The 22,328-nt window shown below is 66.7% G+C and carries 20 protein-coding genes and 1 pseudogene; 17 read left to right on the top strand and 4 right to left on the bottom strand.

Annotation, left to right across the window (positions count from 1 at the left end):
- Entirely contained in the window at positions 1-1,497 is a 1,497-nt protein-coding gene (locus BST44_RS01335; RefSeq protein ID WP_083174524.1) for an acyl-CoA carboxylase subunit beta, read from the bottom strand.
- Here BST44_RS01335 and BST44_RS31620 point away from each other — a divergent pair.
- The 9 genes and pseudogenes from BST44_RS31620 to BST44_RS01295 all read left to right on the top strand — a co-directional run.
- Positions 1,496-1,700 (top strand): annotated as a pseudogene (locus BST44_RS31620) (hypothetical protein); the annotation flags it as partial. The gene BST44_RS01335 and the pseudogene BST44_RS31620 sit on opposite strands and share 2 nt — an antisense overlap.
- A complete protein-coding gene (locus tag BST44_RS01330; RefSeq protein WP_083174522.1) occupies positions 1,688-2,710 on the top strand; it encodes an LLM class F420-dependent oxidoreductase in 1,023 nt (340 codons plus the stop codon). The pseudogene BST44_RS31620 and the gene BST44_RS01330, both read left to right, overlap by 13 nt.
- Positions 2,707-3,942: a cytochrome P450 gene (locus tag BST44_RS01325; protein WP_083174521.1), complete on the top strand. Its 1,236-nt coding sequence runs from the start codon at positions 2,707-2,709 to the stop codon at positions 3,940-3,942. Before BST44_RS01330 ends, BST44_RS01325 begins: the two co-directional genes overlap by 4 nt.
- Before the next feature lie 185 nt (positions 3,943-4,127).
- On the top strand, positions 4,128-4,952 hold the full coding sequence (locus BST44_RS01320) for an SDR family NAD(P)-dependent oxidoreductase (protein WP_083174519.1): 825 nt from the start codon (positions 4,128-4,130) through the stop codon (positions 4,950-4,952).
- Positions 4,953-5,009: 57 nt separating this feature from the next.
- Positions 5,010-5,627 carry a TetR/AcrR family transcriptional regulator gene (locus BST44_RS01315; protein ID WP_083174517.1) on the top strand — a complete coding sequence of 206 codons (618 nt, stop codon included), beginning with the start codon at positions 5,010-5,012 and terminating at the stop codon, positions 5,625-5,627.
- 23 nt (positions 5,628-5,650) lie between these two features.
- Positions 5,651-6,328 carry a hypothetical protein gene (locus BST44_RS01310; protein WP_083174515.1) on the top strand — a complete coding sequence of 226 codons (678 nt, stop codon included), beginning with the start codon at positions 5,651-5,653 and terminating at the stop codon, positions 6,326-6,328.
- 2 nt (positions 6,329-6,330) lie between these two features.
- Entirely contained in the window at positions 6,331-8,235 is a 1,905-nt protein-coding gene (locus tag BST44_RS01305) for a YhgE/Pip domain-containing protein (protein WP_083174513.1), read from the top strand.
- 68 nt (positions 8,236-8,303) lie between these two features.
- Positions 8,304-8,744 (top strand): VOC family protein, encoded by a 441-nt coding sequence (locus BST44_RS01300; protein ID WP_083174511.1) that lies wholly within the window; start codon positions 8,304-8,306, stop codon positions 8,742-8,744.
- Entirely contained in the window at positions 8,741-9,478 is a 738-nt protein-coding gene (locus tag BST44_RS01295) for an SDR family NAD(P)-dependent oxidoreductase (RefSeq protein WP_083174510.1), read from the top strand. Before BST44_RS01300 ends, BST44_RS01295 begins: the two co-directional genes overlap by 4 nt.
- Here BST44_RS01295 and BST44_RS01290 read toward each other — a convergent pair.
- Together BST44_RS01290 and BST44_RS01285 are read right to left on the bottom strand one after the other, a co-directional pair.
- Positions 9,471-10,628: a Zn-dependent alcohol dehydrogenase gene (locus BST44_RS01290; RefSeq protein WP_083174509.1), complete on the bottom strand. Its 1,158-nt coding sequence runs from the start codon at positions 10,626-10,628 to the stop codon at positions 9,471-9,473. The genes BST44_RS01295 and BST44_RS01290 overlap by 8 nt on opposite strands.
- A gap of 9 nt (positions 10,629-10,637) precedes the next feature.
- Positions 10,638-11,864 carry a cytochrome P450 gene (locus BST44_RS01285; RefSeq protein ID WP_083174508.1) on the bottom strand — a complete coding sequence of 409 codons (1,227 nt, stop codon included), beginning with the start codon at positions 11,862-11,864 and terminating at the stop codon, positions 10,638-10,640.
- Between the two features lie 150 nt (positions 11,865-12,014).
- Between BST44_RS01285 and BST44_RS01280 the strand changes: the two genes are divergently transcribed.
- The 6 genes from BST44_RS01280 to BST44_RS01255 all read left to right on the top strand — a co-directional run bounded on the left by BST44_RS01280 (position 12,015) and on the right by BST44_RS01255 (position 18,142).
- Entirely contained in the window at positions 12,015-12,374 is a 360-nt protein-coding gene (locus tag BST44_RS01280) for a Rieske (2Fe-2S) protein (protein ID WP_083174507.1), read from the top strand.
- A complete protein-coding gene (locus BST44_RS01275; RefSeq protein ID WP_083174506.1) occupies positions 12,371-13,411 on the top strand; it encodes an amidohydrolase family protein in 1,041 nt (346 codons plus the stop codon). Before BST44_RS01280 ends, BST44_RS01275 begins: the two co-directional genes overlap by 4 nt.
- Positions 13,408-14,556, top strand: a complete 1,149-nt coding sequence (locus BST44_RS01270) for an amidohydrolase family protein (RefSeq protein WP_083174505.1) — start codon at positions 13,408-13,410, stop codon at positions 14,554-14,556. Before BST44_RS01275 ends, BST44_RS01270 begins: the two co-directional genes overlap by 4 nt.
- Positions 14,557-14,692: 136 nt before the next feature.
- Positions 14,693-15,664: an alpha/beta hydrolase gene (locus BST44_RS01265; protein WP_083174504.1), complete on the top strand. Its 972-nt coding sequence runs from the start codon at positions 14,693-14,695 to the stop codon at positions 15,662-15,664.
- Between the two features lie 94 nt (positions 15,665-15,758).
- A complete protein-coding gene (locus BST44_RS01260) occupies positions 15,759-16,901 on the top strand; it encodes an acyl-CoA dehydrogenase family protein (RefSeq protein WP_083174503.1) in 1,143 nt (380 codons plus the stop codon).
- Positions 16,898-18,142: an acyl-CoA dehydrogenase family protein gene (locus BST44_RS01255; protein WP_083174502.1), complete on the top strand. Its 1,245-nt coding sequence runs from the start codon at positions 16,898-16,900 to the stop codon at positions 18,140-18,142. Before BST44_RS01260 ends, BST44_RS01255 begins: the two co-directional genes overlap by 4 nt.
- Here the strand turns inward: BST44_RS01255 and BST44_RS01250 are convergent.
- Positions 18,139-20,103, bottom strand: a complete 1,965-nt coding sequence (locus BST44_RS01250; RefSeq protein ID WP_083174501.1) for a SpoIIE family protein phosphatase — start codon at positions 20,101-20,103, stop codon at positions 18,139-18,141. The genes BST44_RS01255 and BST44_RS01250 overlap by 4 nt on opposite strands.
- 219 nt (positions 20,104-20,322) lie before the next feature.
- Here BST44_RS01250 and BST44_RS01245 point away from each other — a divergent pair, with 219 nt between their 5' ends.
- Both BST44_RS01245 and BST44_RS01240 read left to right on the top strand, forming a co-directional pair.
- Positions 20,323-20,823 carry an oxidoreductase gene (locus BST44_RS01245; RefSeq protein ID WP_083174751.1) on the top strand — a complete coding sequence of 167 codons (501 nt, stop codon included), beginning with the start codon at positions 20,323-20,325 and terminating at the stop codon, positions 20,821-20,823.
- Between the two features lie 13 nt (positions 20,824-20,836).
- Positions 20,837-22,327, top strand: a complete 1,491-nt coding sequence (locus BST44_RS01240) for a molybdopterin-dependent oxidoreductase (protein WP_083174500.1) — start codon at positions 20,837-20,839, stop codon at positions 22,325-22,327.
- Position 22,328 lies beyond the last annotated feature (1 nt).

Raw genomic sequence — 22,328 nt, 5'->3', positions numbered from 1 at the left:
TCAGGGCATGATGACGGTCCGACTGACCGGCTCCGCCTGAGCCTGCCGGCTGGACAGTCCGCGTAGCAGCGAACCGAGTAAGGCATCGCGGGTTTCGCGGGGATCGATGAGTTCGTCGAATCCCAGATGTTCGGCCGAGCGATAGGAGGCCTGCAACTCGGCGTCACGCAGCTTCGCGGTGATGTCCTCACCGGCGTGCGTCGCCCGGCCCAGCGCTGCCGCGCTCATCGCGCCCATCGTCGCGCCCGGGTAAGCGAAGGTCGCGCTCTGGTGATCGAAACCGAGCAGCGACATGACCATGGAGCCGAATCCATATGCCTTGCGCAGCGTGACGTGCAACTTGACCGTCGTCGCCGCGGTCTGCGCGGCGAACATCCGCGCACCGGCGCGCAGCACGCCGCTGCGCTCGGACCGGCTGCCGGGCAGCATGCCGGGGTTGTCGGCAAGGAACACGATCGGCAGGTGGAACGAGTCGGCCACCATGATGAAATGTGCCGCCTTGTCGGCCGCGTCGGCGTCGATGGAGCCCGCGAGCACGTTGGGTTGATTGGCGACAACCGCGACCGGGTGGCCACCGAGATGGGCCAGCGCGCAGATGACCGCCTTGCCGTACCGTGGCTGCACCTCGAACCAGTCGGGCCGGTCGAAGACCACGTCGAGCACGGCGCGCATGTCGTAGACGCGGCGGTTGTCGCGCGAGACGATGTCGAGCAATTCGGGCGTCGCGCGCGGCTCGCTGTCCTCGTCGGGCGGCAGCTGCGCCGGGTATGACCACGCGCTCGGCGGGAAATACGACAGGTAGCGCCGGATATCGGCGATCACGGCCTCGTCGTCTTCGGCGACGTTGTGGATAACGCCGCTCGCCACGGCGGTGCCGGGCCCGCCGAGGTCCTCCTTCGAGATCTCTTCTCCGGTGGACTCTTTGACGACCGGCGGTCCGGCGGTGAAGATCGCGCCCTGGGCGCTCATGATCCGGAAATCGCAGACCGGGGCGACGAGGGCGCCGTGTCCGGCCGAGGGGCCGAGCACGGCGGCGACGGTCGGTACCCGGCCCGAGCACTGCGCCTGGGCGAGCAGGTCGGTGGGGGCGCGGCCGTAATGTCCACCGCCAGGACGAAAGCCGGCGCCTTCGAGCAGCATCACCAGGGGAACCTTGTCGCGCAGCGCGAGTTCGGCGATGCGGTAGCGCTTGGAGTTGCCGCCGGGTCCGATGCTGCCGGCCATGGTGGTGAAGTCCTCGGAGCCCAGCATCACCGGCGAACCGTTGATCAACCCGGAGCCGACGACCAGCCCGTCGGCCGCGACGTCGCCGCCGACCAGCGTGCCGATTTCGCGGAAGGTGCCCGGGTCGAGGAGGCGCTCGATGCGCGCCCGGGCGTCGAGCTTGCCCTTGCCGCGGTGCTTGTCGAGCCGCTCCGGCCCGCCCATTTCCCGCGCGCGCTGACGGCGCCGCCCGAGATCGTCGAGCGTTTCTCCCCAGTCCTGGGCTTTCGGCATGCCTCTGTCCTACCTCATGGAAGTTTCGTCTGGCGAGGGGCCCGATGGTGGCGACCCGCTTCGCCCGGCTACGCCGCGCTTGTGATCGCCACGGGTCCGATGGTGGCGACCCGCTTCGCCCGGCTACGCCGCGCTTGCGATCGCCACGTGCAGGGTCACATACTGGATTGCTTACTGTAAAGTCACCCGCATGGCCGACGCCGCCCGCATCAAGATCGACGGGGGCATCCCGAATCAACTCGCCCGGGTGACCGATGCGGCTGTCGCCCTGGAACGCGACGGGTACGACGGCGGCTGGACGGCGGAGACCAGCCACGACCCGTTCCTGCCGCTGCTGCTGGCCGCCGAGCACACGTCACGGCTCGAAATCGGCACCAACATCGCCGTGGCGTTCGCCCGCAACCCGATGATCGTCGCCAACATTGGTTGGGACCTGCAGGCGTTCTCGAGGGGCCGGTTCATCCTCGGGCTGGGCACCCAGATCCAGCCCCACATCGAAAAACGGTTCAGCATGCCGTGGAGCCATCCGGCGCGCCGGATGCGCGAGTTCGTCGCCGCCCTGCACGCGATCTGGTCCGCGTGGAGAGACGGCGGAAAACTGCGCTTCGAGGGCGATTTCTACACGCACAAGATCATGACCCCGATGTTTACCCCGGAGCCGCAGCCCTATTCCGCGCCGAAGGTGTTTCTCGCGGCGGTGGGCGAGGCGATGACCGAACTGTGCGGGGAGGTCGCCGACGGCCACCTCGGCCACCCGATGGTGTCCAAACGCTATCTCGACGAGGTCACCGTGCCGGCGCTGCTGCGCGGCATGCAGCGAGCCGGCCGGTCCCGCAGCGAGTTTGAGGTGTCCGGCGAGGTGATGATCGCCACCGGAGAGAACGAGGACGAACTGGCGGCCGCCACGGCCGCCGTGCGCAAGCAGATCGCCTTCTACGGGTCGACGCCGGCGTACCGCAGGGTTTTGGAGCTGCACGGCTGGGGTGACTTGCAGACCGAACTGCACCGCCTGTCGCTCGCGGGTGAGTGGGACGCCATGGCCGCGCTGATCGACGACGAGATGCTCGCCGCCTTCGCGGTCGTCGGCACGGTGGGCGCCGTCGCCGACGCCCTCAAGAACCGCTGCCGCGGTGCGGTGGACCGGGTGCTGCCGATCTTCATGAACGCCTCACCGTCCTGTATCACGGCCGTACTGAAGGAGTTTCGCGAGTGAGCACCACCACCGTAGACGAGTCCGCCAACCTGCTGGCCGATCCCTTGGCCTACACCGACGAACGACGATTGCATGCGGCGCTCAGCCACCTGCGCGCCAACGCACCGGTGTCGTGGGTCGAGGTGCCGAACTACCGGCCCTTCTGGGCGATCACCAGGTACGCCGACATCCTGGACATCGAACGGGAGAACACGTTGTTCACCAACTGGCCGCGGCCCGTGCTGACCACGGCCGAAGGCGACGAGATGCAGGCCGCCGCGGGGGTGCGCACGCTGATCCACCTCGACGACCCGCAGCATCGGGTGGTGCGCGCGATCGGATCCGACTGGTTCAGGCCAAAGGCAATGCGGGCGTTGAAGGTTCGCGTGGACCAGCTCGCCAGGATCTATGTCGACAAGATGATGGCGGTAAGTCCCGAATGTGACTTCGTTCAGGAGGTGGCGGTCAAATACCCGCTCTTCGTGATCATGTCGTTGCTGGGCCTGCCGGAGGCCGACTTTCCCCGGATGCTCAAGTTGACCCAGGAATTGTTCGGCAGCGACGACTCAGAATTCAAGCGGGGCGCCACCAACGAGGATCAGCTGCCCGCGTTGTTCGACATGTTCCAGTACTTCAACGGGGTGACCGCCTCGCGCCGCGAACACCCGACCGAGGACCTGGCGTCGGCCATCGCCAACGCCCGCGTCGACGGCGAGCCGCTGTCAGACATCGACACCGTGTCGTACTACCTCATCGTCGCCACCGCCGGCCACGACACCACCAGTGCGACCATTTCCGGTGGCCTGCAGGCGCTCATCGAAAACCCCGACCAACTCGAGCGCCTGCGCGACAACCTCAACCTGATGCCGCTGGCCACCGAGGAAATGATCCGCTGGGTCACCCCGGTCAAGGAATTCATGCGCACCGCCACCGAAGACACCACCGTGCGCGGGGTGCCCATCGCCGCGGGGGATTCACTTCTCCTGTCCTACGTCTCGGCCAACCGCGACGAGGACGTCTTCACCGACCCGTTCCGCTTCGACGTCGGACGCGACCCCAACAAACACCTCGCCTTCGGGTACGGCGTGCACTTCTGCATGGGCGCGGCACTGGCCCGCATGGAGGTCAACAGTTTCTTCACCGAGCTACTGCCCAGGCTCGAATCGATCGAACTGACCGGTGATCCGGAGCTGGTGGCCACCACCTTCGTCGGCGGCCTCAAACACTTGCCCGTGCGCTACACGCTGATCTGAGTAGGGGTTCTAGCCCGGTACTCCGGCGAGGTCGGCTGCGGCGACGTCATGGCCCCGTCATGCGGCGGTGAGCGGAGTTGCGGTCGAGTCCTGGCCGACCAGTGAACTCGTGCGCCGCATGGCTCTTGCGTCGTTGAGCGGCCCGCTTACCGCGTGATCGCTACACTCCCCGTGGAGGTCTCGCAATGACGCGCAGGACGATTGTCATCACGGGTGCCAGCGACGGCATCGGTGTGGCTGCGGCCCGTCGCCTCAGCCGCACCGGCGATCAGATCGTCGTGGTGGGCCGCTCCCAAACCAAGACCGCCGCGGTGGCCGCCGAATTGGCCGCGGACTACTTCGTCGTCGATTACGCCGACCTGTCCCAGGTGCGGGCGCTGGCGGACAAGATGCGATCGCAATATCCGCGCATCGACGTTTTGCTCAACAATGCGGGCAGGATGGCCAGCAAGATCGAACTGACGCCCGACGGTTACGAACGCACCTACCAGGTGAACTACCTGGCGCCGTTCCTGTTGACCACCCAATTGCTGGATGTGCTGCTGGAATCCCGCGCCACGATCGTCAACACGACCAGCTCGTCGCACAAGCTGATCTTCCGTGCCACCGTCGATGACCTGGAGAACACCGCCAGCCGCCGGCCCGCCGCAGCCTATGCGTTCTCGAAGCTCGCAATCATGTTGTTCACCAAGGAATTACACCGGCGCTACCATGCCGGCGGCCTTTCCGTCGCTACCGTGCATCCGGGCAACGTCAACTCCAACATCGGCATTGCCTCGGGTTCGCGTTTTCTCGTGTTCATGCAGCGGTACACCCCGGCGGTGCTATTCATCTCGACCCCGGACCGGGGCGCCGACCAGTTGGTGCGGCTGGCGTCGAGCACGCCCGTTTCGGAGTGGACGCCCGGCGCGTACTACGCCAAGCGCAAGATCGCCAAGACCAGTCGCCTGGCGGACAACCCGCGATTGGCCGCCGAACTGTGGGAGCGCACCGCAGCCAGGCTCTGCTGACGCCTCCCGCCCGGGTGATTTTCAATACTCGCTGGTATCCAACCGATACTGGAGGGTATGCTGCTGCACATGTCGCCCGTCAAACCGCTTCGCACCCGCCCCACCCGGGGTGAGGTTCGCGACCGGATCCTGGATGCGGCGTCGAAGGTGTTCGCGGCCGAGGGATTCGCCGGCGCCACCATCGACGCGATCGGTCAGGCCGCGGGCTTCACTAAGGGCGCGGTCTATTCCAACTTCGAATCCAAGGACGAGCTGTTCCTGGCCCTGCTCGACCGCGAGTTCGAGCTGCGCGGCGAACAGATCGCGATCGCACTGGACCGCAGCGACGGTGACACCGCCGCGGCCGCGCGTGAGGTGAGCCGGTCGGTACTCGACTCGGTCCGCGACCATTCCGACTACTACGTGCTGCTCGTCGAGTACTGGCTGCGCGCCCAGCGCGATCCGCAGCTTCGGAAACGCCTGATCGAGCGCCGTCGCGCCGCGGCCGACCAGGCGCTGCACATCGTCGAATCGACCGACACCGTGCCGGGCGACCGGCGGCTGACCGACGTCGCCCAGCTCGTCGTCACCCTCAACCTGGGCGTCGCGATGGAAGAGGTGCTGCGTCCGGGAACCATCAACCCCGACCTGCTCGCGCAACTGATCACCGCACTGCTGGAATCGATTCCGGTTTGAAGGCGATGAGGGAAAGCCACACCATGGATGCCAAAGACGAACCGGACGACATCGCACCGGTGATCACCGCCGCCGGGTTGGGGGTCGACGGTGAGCACGGGCCGCTGTTCTCGGGGGTCGACCTGGCGCTGACGCCGGGGTTTCACGCCATTCAGATGCCCGGGGGTCCGGGTCAGACAACGCTGTTGCTGACGCTCGCGGGACGATTCAAGGCCAGTCACGGCTCGCTGAGCGTGCTCGGCGAAACGACGCCGCGCGCGATCCGCCGGCACTGCTCGATCGCGGCCTTCGACGACATCGACGACCTCGAGGAATCGGTGACCGTGGGGACCGTGATCGCCGAGCAACGCCGGTGGTTGGCGCCGTGGTATTCGTCGGTGCCGTCGCAATCGGGTCCGGCCGAGCTGACCGAGGTCTTCGGCGAACTACCCCCACCGTCCCACGACACCTACATCGTCGAATTGTCGGACCTGGAACTGTTCTTGCTGCGCATCACGCTTGCGCTGCTGTCGAATCGTCCGATCTTGGTGGTCGGCGACCTCGAACAGGTTCGTGACAATTCCCGGAGAGCGATCGCGGCCGAGCGGCTCGGTGTGATCGCCGCGCAGCGCACCGTCGTCGTCGGGGTGACCAACCCGCTCGGCGCGGACGCGCCCGACCACGAACTACACGATCACCGCATCCCGACCGGGGAGGACTGAAGATGCTGGCTGGACTCGCCTTCGGCTCGGAGATCAGGCGTTTCGGCCGCAGCCGATTGACGCGCGTTGCCATCGTCGTGCTGATGCTGCTGCCCCTGGTGTACGGGGCGCTGTACCTGTGGGCGTTCTGGGATCCCTTCGGCCACACCAACAAGATGCCGGTCGCGCTGGTCAACTCCGACCGTGGCGCCGTCGTGTCCGGGCAGCAGTTCAACGCCGGCGCGGAGATCGCCAAGAGTCTGACTGCCGACGGCGGATTGGACTGGCACGTCGTGGACCTGCCGGAGGCACGCCACGGAGTCGACCACGGCAAGTACTACTTCATGGTCGAGTTGCCACCGGATTTCAGCGCGGCGATCGCGTCACCGGTGACCGGGCAACCCAAGAAGGCCAACCTGATCGCCGTCTACAACGATGCCAACAATTACATCTCGACCAGCATCGGTCGCACCGCCATCGGACAAGTACTCAACGCCGTGTCCAGCCGGATCTCGGGACAAGCCGTCAATCAGGTGCTGTCGGTGGTGGTTTCGTCGGGGGCGGGCATCAAGCAGGCCGCCGACGGGGCCGCTCGACTCGACGACGGCGCCGGTCAGCTGGTGGGCGGTCTGGACAGCGCCCGTTCCGGCTCGGCAACGCTTGCCGCCGGAGCCAAGCAGCTGTCGGACGGAATCAACCAGGCCACCGACCCGCTGCTGGCGGTGACCAAAGCGGTGTCGCAGATCGGCGGCAGCACGCAGCAACTGCAACAGGGCGCAACCGCGCTTGCACAGGCCAACGACCAGATCGGTGCGATCGCCGCGGCGCAGGATGCCGCCGCTAACTCGCTTTCATCGGTGATCGACCAGCTCTCCGCAAGACAGGATCCGCTGGCAAACAACCTGCGCGGCATCCAAGATCAGCTCCGGGGTCACCAGTTCACGCCCCAGATCCGCCAGCAGCTCACCGATGCGCAGAACGCGGCGATTTCCTTGACATCGGGGTTGCGCACCCCGGGCAGTCCACTCGGCTCGGCGCTCGACCAGGTCGGCAGCAAGGGCCAGGAGCTGACGAACAAGCTCACCCAGTTGCGCGACGGAGCGCAGCAGGTCGCCACCGGCAATGCGGAATTGGCCGGCGGCATCGCTAAACTCGACGACGGCGCACGACAACTCAAGACGGGATCGGCTGAGCTGGCGACCAAACTCGCCGACGGGGCCAAGCAGGTGCCCAACTGGACCACCCAGCAAAAGGACGCGGTCGCCGACACCATTGGTGGTCCGGTACAACTCAAGGCTTCACATGAGAACGCCGCGCCAAACTTCGGCACCGGGATGGCTCCGTTCTTCCTCACGCTCGCCTTGTTCTTCGGTGCCCTGGTGCTATGGATGGTGCTGCGGCCCTTGCAGAGTCGCGCGATCGCCGCGGAGGTGCTCGCGATGCGCGTGGTGCTCGCCAGCTACCTGCCTGCCGCCGCGATCGCGGTGTTTCAAGCCATCATTCTTTACTGCGTGGTCCGGTTCGCTCTCGGTGTGCACGCCGTTCACCCGGTGGCGATGCTGGGGTTCATGATGCTGATTTCCGGCGCGTTCGTGGCCGCGACGCAGGCGATCAACGCATTTGTCGGTCCTGCTGTGGGCCGGGTACTGATCATGGCCCTGCTCATGTTGCAGCTCGTCAGCGCGGGCGGCATGTATCCCGTGGAAACCACGTCGCGGCCTTTCCAGATCTTGCATCGCTTCGACCCGATGACCTACGGCGTCAACGGACTCCGGCAGCTCATACTCGGCGGCATCGACGCCCGGTTATGGCAGGCGATCAGCGTGCTGGTCGGGATATCGGCTGTCGCACTGGTGATCTCCTGCCTCTGCGCGCGAAGAGACCGGCTCTGGAATCTCAGCAGGCTGATCCCCGCGATCAAGATGTAGGCAAATGTTCCGCGGCGCCGATCGAGGTTGCATGATGGTGGACAGGCTCTGCGATCGAGAGGAAGCCGATGTTGGGTGTTCACCATGCCGCGATCTGTACCGCCGATGTAGAGCGCTCGAAGCTGTTCTGGCGCGAGGGCCTCGGACTCGCCGAACTGTTCGACCACACTTTCACCGGGGATTGGCCAGAACTGTTTGGCGCCACGACCGACAGGTTGCGGTCGATATTCCTCGGCGATCCCCAGGCACCCGATGCCGGCATCGTCGAACTGGTCGTCTTCGACGGCGCCGAGGAGGCGGTTGTGCCGCCTGAGCATCCGCGACACGGCTTTTTTCTGCTCTCCCTGCAGCGTGAGGTCGACGAAACGCTCGCGAGGCTCACCGGATTAGGATTCGCCGACGGTGTTCGTCGAATCAGCATGCCGGCTCCCGGCGGAAAGACGGTGCCGATGGCCGTCATCACCGCACCCGATGGGGTACTGGTCGAGCTGATCGGACCGGCGCAATGACGGCGCTGGTGACCGGCGGTGCCTCCGGCATCGGGCGCGAAGTTGCCGAGCGGCTGCGCGCCGCGGGCCGCGACGTCGTGGTGTGGGACCTCTCCGGCGGCGACATCGCCTGCGACGTCAGCGATCCCGGCGCGGTGTCGGCCGCCATGGAACAGACCGTGCGTGAGCACGGCGTGCCGGCCCGCGTCGTCACTTGCGCCGGAGTCGGCGCGTCCGGCCTGCTGCTCGAACAGTCGCCCGCGGAATGGAATCGGGTGTTGGGAGTCAACCTCACCGGGACTTGGCTGACCATCCGCGCCGGGGCGCGAGCCATGGTCGACGCCGGGTTGGGCGGCTCGATCGTCGCTGTGTCCAGCATCAGCGGCACCCTCGCGGACCGGGACATGGGCGCCTATTGCGTGTCGAAGGCGGGGGTGGACATGCTGGTGAAGGTCGCCGCGGCGGAGTGGGGGGTGCACGGCATAAGGGTGAACGCCGTCGGGCCGGGCGTCACGCGCACGCCCATGCTGGCGAAGCCGGAACAGCTTCCCGGCTGGGTGGAGGCGCTGTCCGAGCGGACGGCGCTGGGCGGCCTGGGGGATGCCGTCGACGTGGCCGCGGCGATCGTGGGTGTCCTCGAGTTGCCTTGGGTGACAGGCCAAGTGGTGCACGCCGACGGTGGGCTGGCGTTGCACAGCCCCATCGACGCCTACGGCCAACTGCGACGGGTGATGGGCCGGACGGGCCTCAGCTGATCCCGAAGTCGATGACGCCCCGGATGATCGTGCCGTTGCGGAGGTCGTCGTAGGCGTCGTTGATCTCGTCGAGGCTGTAGCGCCGGGTGATCATCTCGTCGAGCTGCAGCTGTCCGGTTCGATAGAGCCTGGCCAGCCGGGAGATGTCCGCCCGCGGGTTGCACGAGCCGAAGATCGTTCCGGCCAGCGTCTTGTTCATCAGGATGAAGTCCTGCAGGTCGATCTTGACCGAGCGGGTGAGCTGCGACGTCATTCCGGTGAGCACACACGTCCCGCCCTTGCGCGTCAGCTGCAGCGCGTCGCGGACGTCACCAGGGGTGATCAGCGAAGGGGAGACCACCACCGCATCGGCCATGACGCCGTAGGTCAAGTCGCGCACCACGTCCCGCGCCTCGGCGATCGTGGCGGCGCTGTGCGTCGCGCCGAACTGCATGGCCGACTTCTGCTTGAATTCCACGGGGTCCACCGCGACGATCTGCGCGGCGCCGCTGATTCGCGCGCCCTGGATCGCGCCCGTACCGATCCCGCCCGCGCCGACGACGACGACGGTGTCACCGCCGCGCACCCCGGCACGGTTAGCCGCCGAGCCGTAGCCGGTCGGGATGGCGCATGACAGCAGCGCGCTCGGAGCCAGCGGTATGTTCGGCTCGATTTTGACCAGTGAATTCGTCGACACCACGGTGTGCTCTGCGAAGGCGCCCACCTTGGCCAGGTGCCCCAGCGGCCGGCCGTCCGCGGTGTGATGGCGGAAGGTGCCGTCCGTCGGCATCCCCGGGGTGAGGGTGAACGCGCCGACGTCACAGATGTATTCCATGCCCGTCGCGCACCAGCGGCACTGTCCACACACCGCGACGAACGAGAGCACCACATGGTCGCCCGGGGCGAAATCCGTCACGCCGTCGCCGACTTGCCGCACGATGCCGGAGCCCTCGTGGCCGCCGATCGTCGGGAACATCGTCGGCAGGCCGAGCGAGCGCATCACGTCGTTGGGCGCCGACATGTCGCCCATGAGGATGTGGTCGTCGGAGTGGCACAGCCCCGCCGCCGCCATCTCGACCAGGACTTCGCCGGCGCGGGGCGGATCGAGCTCGAACTCCTCGACGGACCACGGCCCGCCGACGTCGTGCAGGAGCGCTCCCCTAGTTTTCAAGCGGCTTCCTCATGCGGCCGGGGAGAAGGTGACCGGAAGCTTGTTGGGGGAACGGAAGGTCAGCCCGATGATCTTGGACTCCTGGCCCGTTCCGTCGTCGGCCACGAAGGCCAGATCCTCGACCCGATCGAACAGGCTGTTCAGCATGACCCGCGTCTCGAGCCGGGCCAGGTGCATGCCGAGGCACATGTGGATGCCGCCGGCGAACGCGATGTGCGCCTGGCGCGGCCGACGGATGTCGAAGGTGTTGGGGTCGGTCCAGCGGCTCTCGTCGCGGTTGGCCGACCCCATGCACATGTCGATCTGTGCGTCGGGGGGGATTGTCTTGCCGCCGATTTCGACCTCTTCGGTCGTGGTCCGCATGACCATCGTCAGCGGGGTTTCGAAGCGCAGCCCCTCTTCGATGGCCATCGGTATCAGCGACCGGTCCTGGCAGACCTGCGCCAGTTGTTCGGGGTGGGTCAGCAGCAGGTACAGCAGGTTGCCCGAGGACCGGTAGGTGGTCTCCAGCCCGGCGGGCAGCAGCAGGCGTAGGAACGCGATGATCGCCTCGTCGGTGAGCTTCTCGCCGTCGATCTCGGCCGCCACCAGGTCGCCGATGATGTCGTCGGTGCGTTTGCGCCGCCGCTGCTCGACCTGTTCGAGGAAGTAGCCGTGCAACTCCGCCGCCGCGTTGAGCCCGGCGACGATGTCGGTCGGGATGGAAATGAGGTCGAGCGACAGCCGGCGGAAGAAGTCGAGATCCTCCGGGGGAAGGCCGAGCAACGTGGAGATGATCCGGGTGGGGAACTCGAAGGTCACCGCCTTGACCAGGTCCGCGTGGCCGTCGTTCTTGATCTCGTCGACCAGTCGATCGCACACCGGTCCGATGACCGACGGTTCCCAGCGTTCTAGCGCGGTGGCCCGGAAGGCCTTGGCCACCAGGTTGCGGTGGTCATGGTGCTCCTTGCCGCCCATCGCCAGGATGGTGTGGCCCATGACCAGACCGATCGTCTCGTCGTACTTGTGGGAGCTGAAAATCCGGTCGTCCCGGAATGCCTGGAACAGGGGGTCGTACCCGAACAGCACCCACTCGTCGTTCGGCCGCAGCTCTTCCGGCATCTGTGAGTGGTCCGCCAGTGCACCGTGCCACACCGGGTCCGTGCGCCTCATGTACTCGAAGAACGGGTAGGGACTGGTCTCACCGGTGAGGTCGAGTGTGACGGGCTGGTTGGCGGGGTCGGTGCTGAGCGTCATTCAGCGCTCCTCCTGGGCAGCCGGTAGTGGATTGGTACGCGGGAATATCGCTATCATAGTATAAATAGCAACTAAGCCCAACGGGGCTGTCGTGGTTACCGTAACGGGCACAGTATTGATCCTGCGGTGGCGTCGGAGGCGGTGATATAGGTGCCGGAACGGCGACTGGTGTGCTCACTGGACGACCTGCCGCCCGGCGGGATGAAGCTGGTCGACGTCGGCAAGTTCGGTGTCGGCGTCTACAACGTGCGGGGCGAGTTCTACGCGATCGTGAACTACTGCTCGCACGAAGGTGCGCCGCTGTGCCTGGGTCTGCTCGGCGGCACCAACGAGTACGACCCGGGCGAACCCGGCGGCCTGCGGCGTGTCCATGACGGTCAGATCGTCCGATGCCCTTGGCACAACTGGGAATTCGACATCACCACCGGGCGGAACGTCGCGGACCCGACGCGGCGTATCCGTACTTACCCGGTCGACGTCACCGGCGGGGAGGTGTTCCTGACCGCATGATCATCGACGCATGCGTGCAGCCGCATTTCCGCTCCAATGCGGAGATCCGGGGCTACCTGCCCGCCGCGCACAGGCTGCGCTCGATCCCCGACGTCGAACAGCAGTGGTACTCCGCGCCCGGCGGGGACTACCGCCACGACCTCTATGGGGAGCACTACCCCGGGTCGGACCCGGAGACCGTGAGCCGGCACCTGTTCGATGACATGGGCGTCAATTACGCCGTCCTGAATCCACTGACCCGCGGCAACATCGCCGACTACCTGCTCAACAGCAGGATCTGCGCCGCGGTCAACGACTGGCTGCTCGACCGCTGGCTCGAGCCGGACTCGACCGATCGATTCCGTGGCACCATCCGGGTCAACCCCGAAGACCCCAAGGGCGCGGTCGCGGAGATCGAACGCCTGGCCGATCACCCGAAACTGGTGCAGGTCGGCGTCCCGCTGCAGTCCCGCGAGCCCTACGGCAAACCGATGTTCGAGCCGATCTGGGAGGCCGCGGCCGCCCACGGCCTGCCGGTGGCGGTGCACATCAACGGCGGCAACGGTGTCGACTATCCGCCCACCTTCGCCGGGCACGCCCACACCTATCCCGGATACGCGGCGTTCATGCCGCTGAACTACTTCGTGCACCTGGCCACCCTCATCGTCGAGGGGACGTTCGGCAGGAACCCCGACCTGAAATTCGTCTTCGCCGACGGCGGTTACGACATCCTCACGCCGTTGATCTGGCGGCTGGACACCTTCTGGGTGTCGATGCGCGATCAGACGCCATGGGTCGACCGCTACCCGAGCGAGTACCTCCCAAGCCACGCCAGGTTCTGCTCGTCGGCGTTCGACGGACCCACCGAGACTGGCGACATGCACCGATGGATGGACTTCACCGGCAAGTCCGACCTGCTGATGTACGGGTCGGCGTATCCCCATTGGTCCACCTCCGAGCCGGAGACCATTGCCGAGGGCCTCGATGCCGCGCAACGCGACAAGGTGCTGTGGCGAAACGCCGCCGAGCTCTACGGGCTGAAGGAGCGTATCCGATGACCACCATCGAACGGGTCGAGTCGCCGACGGGCCACGACGACGAAATTGCGGTCACCATCGTCGACACCGACGTCCATCCGTTGCCCGTATCGACCGACGTGCTGAAGTCGTACGCGGCGCCCGAATGGGTGGACAAGATCTGGCCGACCGGCAACGCGGTGACGCCGGTGCCGCATTTCTATGACACGCCGGATTCGTACAAGACCATGTCGCTGCGCCTGGACGCCGCCCCGCCGGGCGGCGGGGTCGCGGGCAGCGACCCGGAGTTCGCCGCCAAGCAGCTGCTGCTCGACGCCGGCGTCAGCATCGCAACCCTCGAGCCGATGTGCGACGCCCAGCTGCCACAGGCTGAACACGCCCTCAAGTCCGCCTACAACGACTGGCTCGCCGACGTCTGGCTCCACACCAACAACGAGCACGGCCGCTGGCGCGGATCGATCAGCGTCAGCGCGCAGACCCCGGACCAGGCGGCGCGCGAGGTGGAACGGTGGGCGGGACACCCCTACATGGCGCAGGTGCTGATGACGCCGCAGACACGCGGGATTCCCTTCGGTAACCCGCATTTCGACCCGCTCTACGAAGCCGCGGCCCGCAACGGATTCCCGGTGGCCACGCACCTGATGGGGCAGACGCCCTTCGAGCTGATCCCGCTGTATCCCGTTGGCAATCCGGCACATTGGCACGACTTCTTCGCCTCCTGGCCCCTGCTGTACGTCTCGCACCTGATGAGCCTGGTGTTCGACGGCGCGTTCTACCGTCACCCGGACCTGCGGGTGGTGTTCGTCGAAGGCGGGTTCACGTGGGCGATGCCGGTGATGTCGCGGATGGACCGCATCTGGGAGGCCCGCCGCGGCGACCTGCCGCACGTGCGCCGGCGCCCGTCGGACTATGTGCGCGAACACGTTCGGTTCACCACCCAGCCGCTGGAAGACACCGACACCGTGCAGTTCCGGGACTACCTGGAGATGATGGACCTGGGCGACAACCTGATGTTCTCGACGGACTACCCGCACTGGAGCTACGACTCGCCGGCCTACGCCATCAACCGATTCCCGGCCGACCAGCGGGAGCGGATCATGCGCGGCAACGCGACCGAGCTTTACGGGTTGCCGGCGACGGTCAAGGCGCTCCCCGGGGAGCGGTGAATCCGGTCCTCGCCCCGGCGTCGAGCACCTGGTCCGTCACCGCGGGCAATCGCAGGTCTACCTTGAAGAGGGTTTCCGGTGCGCCCCGCTCCCGGAGGCCACGTGCCCGCACGATGAGCCCGGAAGACGAGAAGTCATGACACAAACGAATCTGACGCGGCCGCAGGGCCTTACCCGTATCGACCCGGTGCTGCGTGAGGCGGCCACCGCGCTGGGCGTGGCCGAATTCCGCGTGGAGACACTGCCGTCCGAACGGGAACACGCCAACCGGCTCGCCGCCGAGCGCGCCGCGGCAGTCGACCCTGCCGGTGTGACCGTGGAAACGCGCAGCATCGCCGGCCCGGGCGGCCATCAGCTCAAGCTTCGTTTGTACCGGGGTCCCGACCTCGATCCGGCCGAGCCGGGCTCGCCCCTTGTCCTGTACGCCCACGGCGGTGGCTTCGTGACCGGCAACCTGGACACCGACCACGCGCCGTGCGTGGAGCTGGCCAGAGAGGGCGGTTGCCTGCTGGTATCGGTCGACTACCGGCTCGCGCCCGAACATCCGTGCCCGGCGGCGTTGGACGACGTCGAGGCGGGCTTCTACTACGCCATCCGGAACTGCGCCGAGCTGAACGTGGACGTCAACCGCATCGCGGTGATGGGCCGCGACGCGGGGGCGGCGCTCGTGGCGGGCCTCAGTCAGCGCATGTTCGACGCCGAGGGCCCGCAGATCCTGGTGCAGATTCTGCACCAGCCGATGCTCGACTCCGACGCCACGCAGTCGCGGCGTGAGTTCCAGCGCACCCCCGGCCTCAACGGGCCGGCGGTGAGCCGGGCGTGGGGCCATTACCTGGGGCACGCAAGCGCCACCGGCCAACACGTCCCCGCGCATCGCGCCAACCTGGAGGGCCTGCCGCCCACGTTCATCAGCTGCGCGGAGATCGACCCGTGCCGCGACGAAGCCATCGACTACGCGAACAGGCTGCTGCACGCCTATGTCCACACCGAATTGCACGTGATCGCAGCGGCATTCAACGGGTTCGACTCGCTGGTTCCCGATTGGGTGGTTTCTCGGGAGAACCGGGTCCTGCACGCGCGGTCGCTGCGCCGTGTGTTCGCCTTGTAGCGGTGAGCGGCACTATCGACGGGACTCCGGTATCTCTTACCGTAGTGGTCGTTGCTACCATCGAAGACGCCGGCGAATTCGGACGAGAGGCAGCATGACCACACTCGACTCTCCCGAAAAGACGCTGTTCACCTCGACAACGCAAGCCTTCCTGGAAAAGGAAGTGCCGCTGCGTCGCGTGCGGGAGTTGCACTCCGCGGGGCTGTCGTTCGATCCGGCATGGTGGCGGCGAGCCGCGGAGCTCGGCTGGACCGGCCTGCTGGTACCGGAGGAGTTGGGTGGCGGCAGCGTCTCCGACAGCGGGCTGGCCGATCTCGCCATGGTCGCCGAACAGCTCGGGAAGACGGTGGCGCCGGGGCCGTTGTATCCGGTCAGCGTGGTGCTCGCGGCGCTCGTCGAGTGCGCGGATCCGCAACCGCACATCGCGACCATCGAGGGGCTGATGTCCGGGGAAACCGTGGCGTCGTGGGCGGTTTCGGAGCCGGGCCGGGGCTGGGCGCCGCTGAGCCCGGCGGTGACGGCCACCCCCGCCGATTCCGGCTACCGCATCGACGGCACCAAGGACCGCGTCGAGGCCGGCGCGCAGAGCGCCGTGCTGCTGGTGGTGGCCCGCTGCGGTGACGGTCTGCGCCAGTTCCTGGTCCCCACCGACGCCCCGGGCGTCACGGTCGAGCCCCAGCAGTCGGTCGACCTGGTCAAGCAGTACGCCCGGGTGCGTTTCGACGGGGTGGTGGTGCAGCGGTCCGCGGCCGTCGGCACCGCCGCCGAGACCGCCGCACTGGTCGAGCGGCAGGGCCACATCTCCCAGACCCTGCAGTGCGCCGAGGTGGTCGGCATCCTGCAGACCGTCTTCGACCTGACCGTCCAGTGGGCGCTGGACCGGCACACCTTCGGGCGCCCGCTCGCGTCCTACCAGGCCCTCAAACACAAGTTCGCCGACATGAAGCTGTGGCTGGAAGCCTGCCGCGCAACCACCGCCGCGGCGGTCGCCGACGTTGCCGCCAACTCACCCGGGGCGGGCCTGTCCGCCAGCGTCGCCAAATCCTACGTCGGCGAAATGGCCGGCCAGATCGTCCAGGCCTGCGTGCAGATGCACGGGGGCATCGGCGTCACCTGGGAGCACGACCTGCATCTCTATCTGCGGCGGGTCACGTTGTACCGGTCGATGTTCGGGACGCCCGAGGAACACAACCTGCGCGTCTACGGATACGAGAAGGCGGGTCGGTCGAACAGATGACGCCGACCGAATCCGTCGCCGAGTTCGCCGCGCGGGCCAGGGCGTGGCTCGCGGACAACATGCCGCCGATCGATCCCGAGTCCCCGCCGCCCGCGCCGCGCGACGACGAACGATCCTGGATACGCGCCCGCGAACTGCAGAAGCGACTGCACGAGGGAGGATTCGCCGGGATCTGCTTCCCCCGCGAGTACGGCGGCCTCGGCCTGGACTACGAGTATCAAAAGGCGTTCGACGCGGAATCCCTCACCTACGAGATGCCGCTGATCCTCAACACCCCCACGTTCACCATCTGCTGCGCCACGCTGCTGGACACCGGCAGTGAAGAGCAAAAGAAACGACACATCGCCGCGGCGCTGCGCGGCGAGGAGGTCCTGGTGCAGTTGTTGTCGGAGCCCAGCGGCGGTTCCGACCTGGCCGGCGTGCTCACGCGGGCCGAACGCCGCGGCGATCGCTGGGTGCTCGACGGGGCCAAGACGTGGAGCACGAGCGCGTTCGCCGCCGACTACGGACTTTGCCTGGCCCGCACCAACTGGGACGTGCCCAAGCACGAGGGCCTGACCATGTTCCTGGTGCCCATCACCCATCCGGGAATCACCCTGCGGCGAATCACCATGCTGAGCGGTTCCACCGAGTTCTGCGAAGAGTTCCTCGACGGGGTGGACGTCGGCGACGACGCCGTCGTCGGGGAGGTCGACGGGGGCTGGGCGGTGGCGTCGAGGCAGCTGTATCACGAGCGCCGCGCGGTGGGCCAGGGCTCCGAGTTTGCCAGCGGCAGCGGTAGCGAGGGCGGCAACGCCAATCCCGTTGACTACGTGAGACTTATCGAGAAGGTGGGGCAGGCCGGTAACGAACGCGCGCGGCAGATGGCCGGTCGGGTGCTGGTCCAGCGGGCGGTGGCCGAGCAGTTGATCGGTCACGTGTACCGCAGCGTCCGAGACGGGGCGCTGCCGCCTGCCGCCGGCACGCTCATCAGGCTGTTCCACGCCGAGACTGTGACCCTCGACGTCGACACCGCCATGGCGATCGCCGGAAGCGCGGGCGTGGTCGGGGAACCCGGCGAAGGCCTGGAAACCGGGCTGCGCTACCTGTCCCGCCAGACCGTGGCGATGGGCGGCGGCACCACCGAGATGGCGCGCAACGTCATCGGCGAGCGGGTGCTGGGTTTCCCGCGCGAATACGCGGCAGACCGCGGAGTGCCGTTCAAACAGGTGCGGCACGGCAAGCGCTCCGAGCGTTCCTAGCCCTCGGCGACGAGATTCTCCGCAAGACCACCGGCGACGGGTAGCTGCACCAGCGACAAGACATGGTGCGCCGGGCTTCCCGGCGGGGCCACCAGCACATACTCGCTGCCCTGTCGCTGTGCCCGGTCGCGTGCGGCGGCCAGCGCGCTGACGCCGGCCGAACCGAGCTGCGTCACTGCGCTGAGGTCGATCGTCAACGGCGCTATCCCGGAACGGCTTTCGACCGCGATCTGGCGATCCAGCGTGGAAGCGGTGTTGGAGTCGACGTCGCCGCTGACGACGATGCGGCCGGGTTCAGTGACCACGGAGGTGAATTCGGAGTCCATCGATCGCTGCCGATCCGCCCGGCTGACGAGCGTGTCGGTGACGAAATTGGCCGGCCGTGACAGGCGGTGCGTCAGGCTGGCGGTGGTGCCGCCGGGCCCATGGGCGACGTGCGCACTGGACACCAGGGCTTCGGCCATGGCGAGCCCGCGGCCGCGGCCCTGCTCGCCTTCGCGGTGATCCTTCCACTGTCCATGGTCGACGACCGACGCGTACAGGTTGCCGTCTCCGGCGAGCGACGCCTCGACGACGACACCGTCGGAAACCTCTGTGGCGTAACCGTGTTCGACGGCGTTTTCCACGAATTCGGAGACGGCGTGCACGATGTCGGAAATGTCGTCGGACGCGGCGCCGACGTCGGAGAGCCATTGACGCAGGCGGACGCGCACCGCGCGGGCGGCGTGAATCGTGGCGTCCAGTGTCATCTGCAGCGGTGGCGGCGGCGTCCGCCGTTGCGCCGCAAGCAGAGTGATGTCGTCGCTGTAGCCCGTCGAGCGAAGCAGCAATTCCAGTGTCTCCGAACAGATACGGTCGATCGGGCGTGCCGAGGACTCGATCACGAACCCACCCTGGCCGGCGGCGATGGTCGCGGCCAGATCGGCGAATTCGGCGGTGCTGGCCATCAGCGGCCGTCCGGGGCGCTCGATCAGACCGTCGGTATAGAGCATCACCGCGTCACCGACGTCGATGAATTCGGTGCGCACCGGGAAACCCGTGCCGCTGCCCAGCGGGCCGGCCCCGGACGGCTCGAGGTAGCGCGAGCCCTCCGCCCCGACCAGCAGCGGCGGTGGATGCCCGGCGGTGCAGTACTGGAACTCGCCCGTGGTGAAGTCGAGGGATCCCACGCACACGGTGGCGGACCTCGAGCCGGGCACATGTTCGTGGAAGCGGTCGACCGCCGCAAGCGCCTCGGCCACCGGATATCCCGCCACGATCTGCATCCGCAGGGCGGTGCGCAATTGCGACATCACCGCGGCCGCCTCGACGCCGTGCCCGACGACGTCGCCGACGATGAGAACCAGCCGATCCCCAAGGGGGACCGCGTCGAACCAGTCGCCGCCGGCGCCGGTGTCCTCCGCGGCAACGAGGTACTCGGCCGCGACGTCGGCGCCGGGAACGACGGGCACCGACGGCGCCAGCAACGCCTGTTGCATGACGGTGGCCGAATCGCGCACGTTGCGGTATCGCTCGGACAACTCCGCCATGCGAGCCTCGGCGGCCTGCCGCGCCCGCACCCGCTCGGTGACATCGACGAACGCGAGCTGCACGCCCTCGATCGAGCCGTCGTCTCCTTGCCGCGCCGTGACGATGAAATCGAAAAAGTGCTCCTGTGCCTGCCCCGAGCCCTCGAAATCGGCCTGCACCCGCCACTCGGTACCGGACTGGGGTTCGCCCGTCTCGTAGACGCGGTCGAACATTTGCAGGATCTGCTGACTCTCCAGCTCTGGATAGACCTCGCGGACGAAGAGCCCGATGCTGTCGATCGGCGGGCTCAGGGCGCGGTAGGCGGCGTTGACCGCGACGAAGCGGTGGTCGGGCCCCTCGAGGCCGACCAACAGCGCGGGGACATTGTCGAACACGCGGCGGACATCGTCGGCCGCACCCACGGTCTTGTCCCAGTTTCTCTCGGCCGCCATTGGCCGTCCCTCCTACGGACCCTTTCTCGGACCGAGTCCCGCAAGCTGGTCATTGAGCGCTGAGCACGCGCCAGGCGCAGACCTAAAGAGTATCAATGGGCTCCGGATGCTCAATGCATCAGTTTTCCTGGCGTGGCGTGCGGTGGTGCGGCGACGGCGGTCGGGCTTGCGATCTGGCCGCCTCTGTTTGCAATGGATCAGCGTGGGTACCTCGCCGCCATGGTCAATGTCGTCCCCCGGCCGTTGATCTCGATTTGGCGGCGCATCATGTCGTCGCCGTTGCTTACTCTGAATGGCTGGGTCGCCTTCAACGTGCCGCGAGCGGTGACCGCCGTAGGAATATCGCTGCTGATGGGTCTCGTGGCGGTGCATGTCTACGTTGTCCTGACCGAGCCGGACCCACCGCTGTATCTCATCGTCTACACGGCTGTGCTGGCGATCGCCTGCATGATCGCGGTTGGCGCCATGGTGTTTGCGCCGAATCCCGCTGTGCCGCAATCGGGTTGGTATTGCGGCAGCCTGGTGTGCCTGGCCTTTCTGGGTGTCTATCTGGTCACTCGGTGGGTGAGCCTCCCGGGACTGGAGGCCCTGACGGGCAGATGGGACTTCGCGCCCGGGACCTTGGCGATGGCGTTTGCCGCGGCCTTTCCCGCGGTTCACACGACGGTGTTGTCGGGCATCAATGTGGCGTACCCGCAACGCCGGCAATGGCCCGACTGATGGGAGCCCAGGCATGACAACGCTCGATTACCCGGCCTGGCTACGCGTCGAGCACTGGCTAAACCTGCTGTTCGTGACGTTGATAATCCGCAGCGGCATCGAGATTCTCTCCACCCACCCGAAGCTGTACTGGCACGACGACAGCAAACCGGGCACCGAATGGGCGCGCTTTACCCGGAAGGTGATGCCGCGCGACCGCATCTACGACACGCTCGACGAAGAAGAGGATTATCACCCGCTGATTTCGTTGCCGGGCCACGCCCAATTGGGCGTCGGCCGACATTGGCACTTTTTCTCGGTCATCGGTTGGATCCTGGTCGGGTTGGCGTACTACATCTTGCTGTTCGCGACCGGTCAATGGCACCGGTACTGGCCTTACTCGTGGTCAATTTTTCCCGACGCGTGGAACGACATCGTCACCTACATGTCGTTCAATCTTCCGTCGGTACTGCCCGGTCAGCCGCTGGATGCCGTCCAGAAGTTGACCTATGCGGGTGTCATCTTTCTCCTAGCGCCGTTCCAGATCTTGACTGGAGCCGCTCAGTCCCCGGCAATCGAGGCGCGCTTCCCCTGGTTCGTACAGATGTGGGGTGGGCGCCAGTGGGCGCGCAGTCTGCATTTCCTGGGGCTGATCGCGTTCCTGATCTTCATCGTGATTCACCTGTCGATGATTTTCTTCTGGGGCTGGGGCAGGCTAACCGCCTTGATGATCTTCGGCTCCGTCCGCAACATCTATTGGGCGACGGCGCTTTCGTTGCTGATCGTCGCGGCGGTCGTCGCCATCCACGTTGCGGCCACGCTCTGGAGTAGCCGCAATCCACGGTCGGTGCAGCGCATCCTGGGGGCGGTGGTCTCCTCCGTTCGGCATGTGTTGTTGCGGCCGCTGAATTCCCGGCAGAACTACCCCGCAAGCAAGATCTCGGCGCAGCATCGGGTCAACGGCAAGCCCCCGACGAGCATCGACTTCAAGGTGATGGCCGTCCACAACTTCGTCGACTGGCGGCTGCGGGTGGGTGGCCTCGTGGAGAACCCGGTGATCTTGGACCTCGCCGCACTGCGGTCGCTGGCCGAACCGGAGGCGCAGTGTGTCATGCACAACTGCGTGCAGGGCTGGACCAGCATTGCCGAATGGAAGGGGGTGCACTTGGGCCGACTTGTGGAGCTGGTGCGACCCCTTCCCCAGGCGAGATATGTCTGCTTTCTGAGCATGCAGGACAACAGCACCGACGAACCGGCGTCACACGGCGGGGGCCAGTTCTACGAGGTCATCGATTTGGAATTCGCGCACAAGCCGCAGACGTTGCTGGCATACGAGATGAACGGGGTGCCGCTGCCGATCAAGCACGGCGCGCCGTTGCGTTTGCGGGTGGAGACGCAGGTGGGCTTCAAGATGACGAAATGGATCAACCAGATTGAGTTCGTCGAGGACTTCGCCGGTATCGGCTTCGGTACGGGCGGCTGGCGTGAGGACCGCGTCTTCTACGACAAGGATGTGGAGATCTGAG

It is taken from the genome of Mycobacterium scrofulaceum, assembly GCF_002086735.1.
GTDB lineage: Bacteria > Actinomycetota > Actinomycetes > Mycobacteriales > Mycobacteriaceae > Mycobacterium > Mycobacterium scrofulaceum.
Note: the sequence above shows the minus strand (reverse complement) of the source record. Positions and strands in the feature narration are given on the sequence as shown.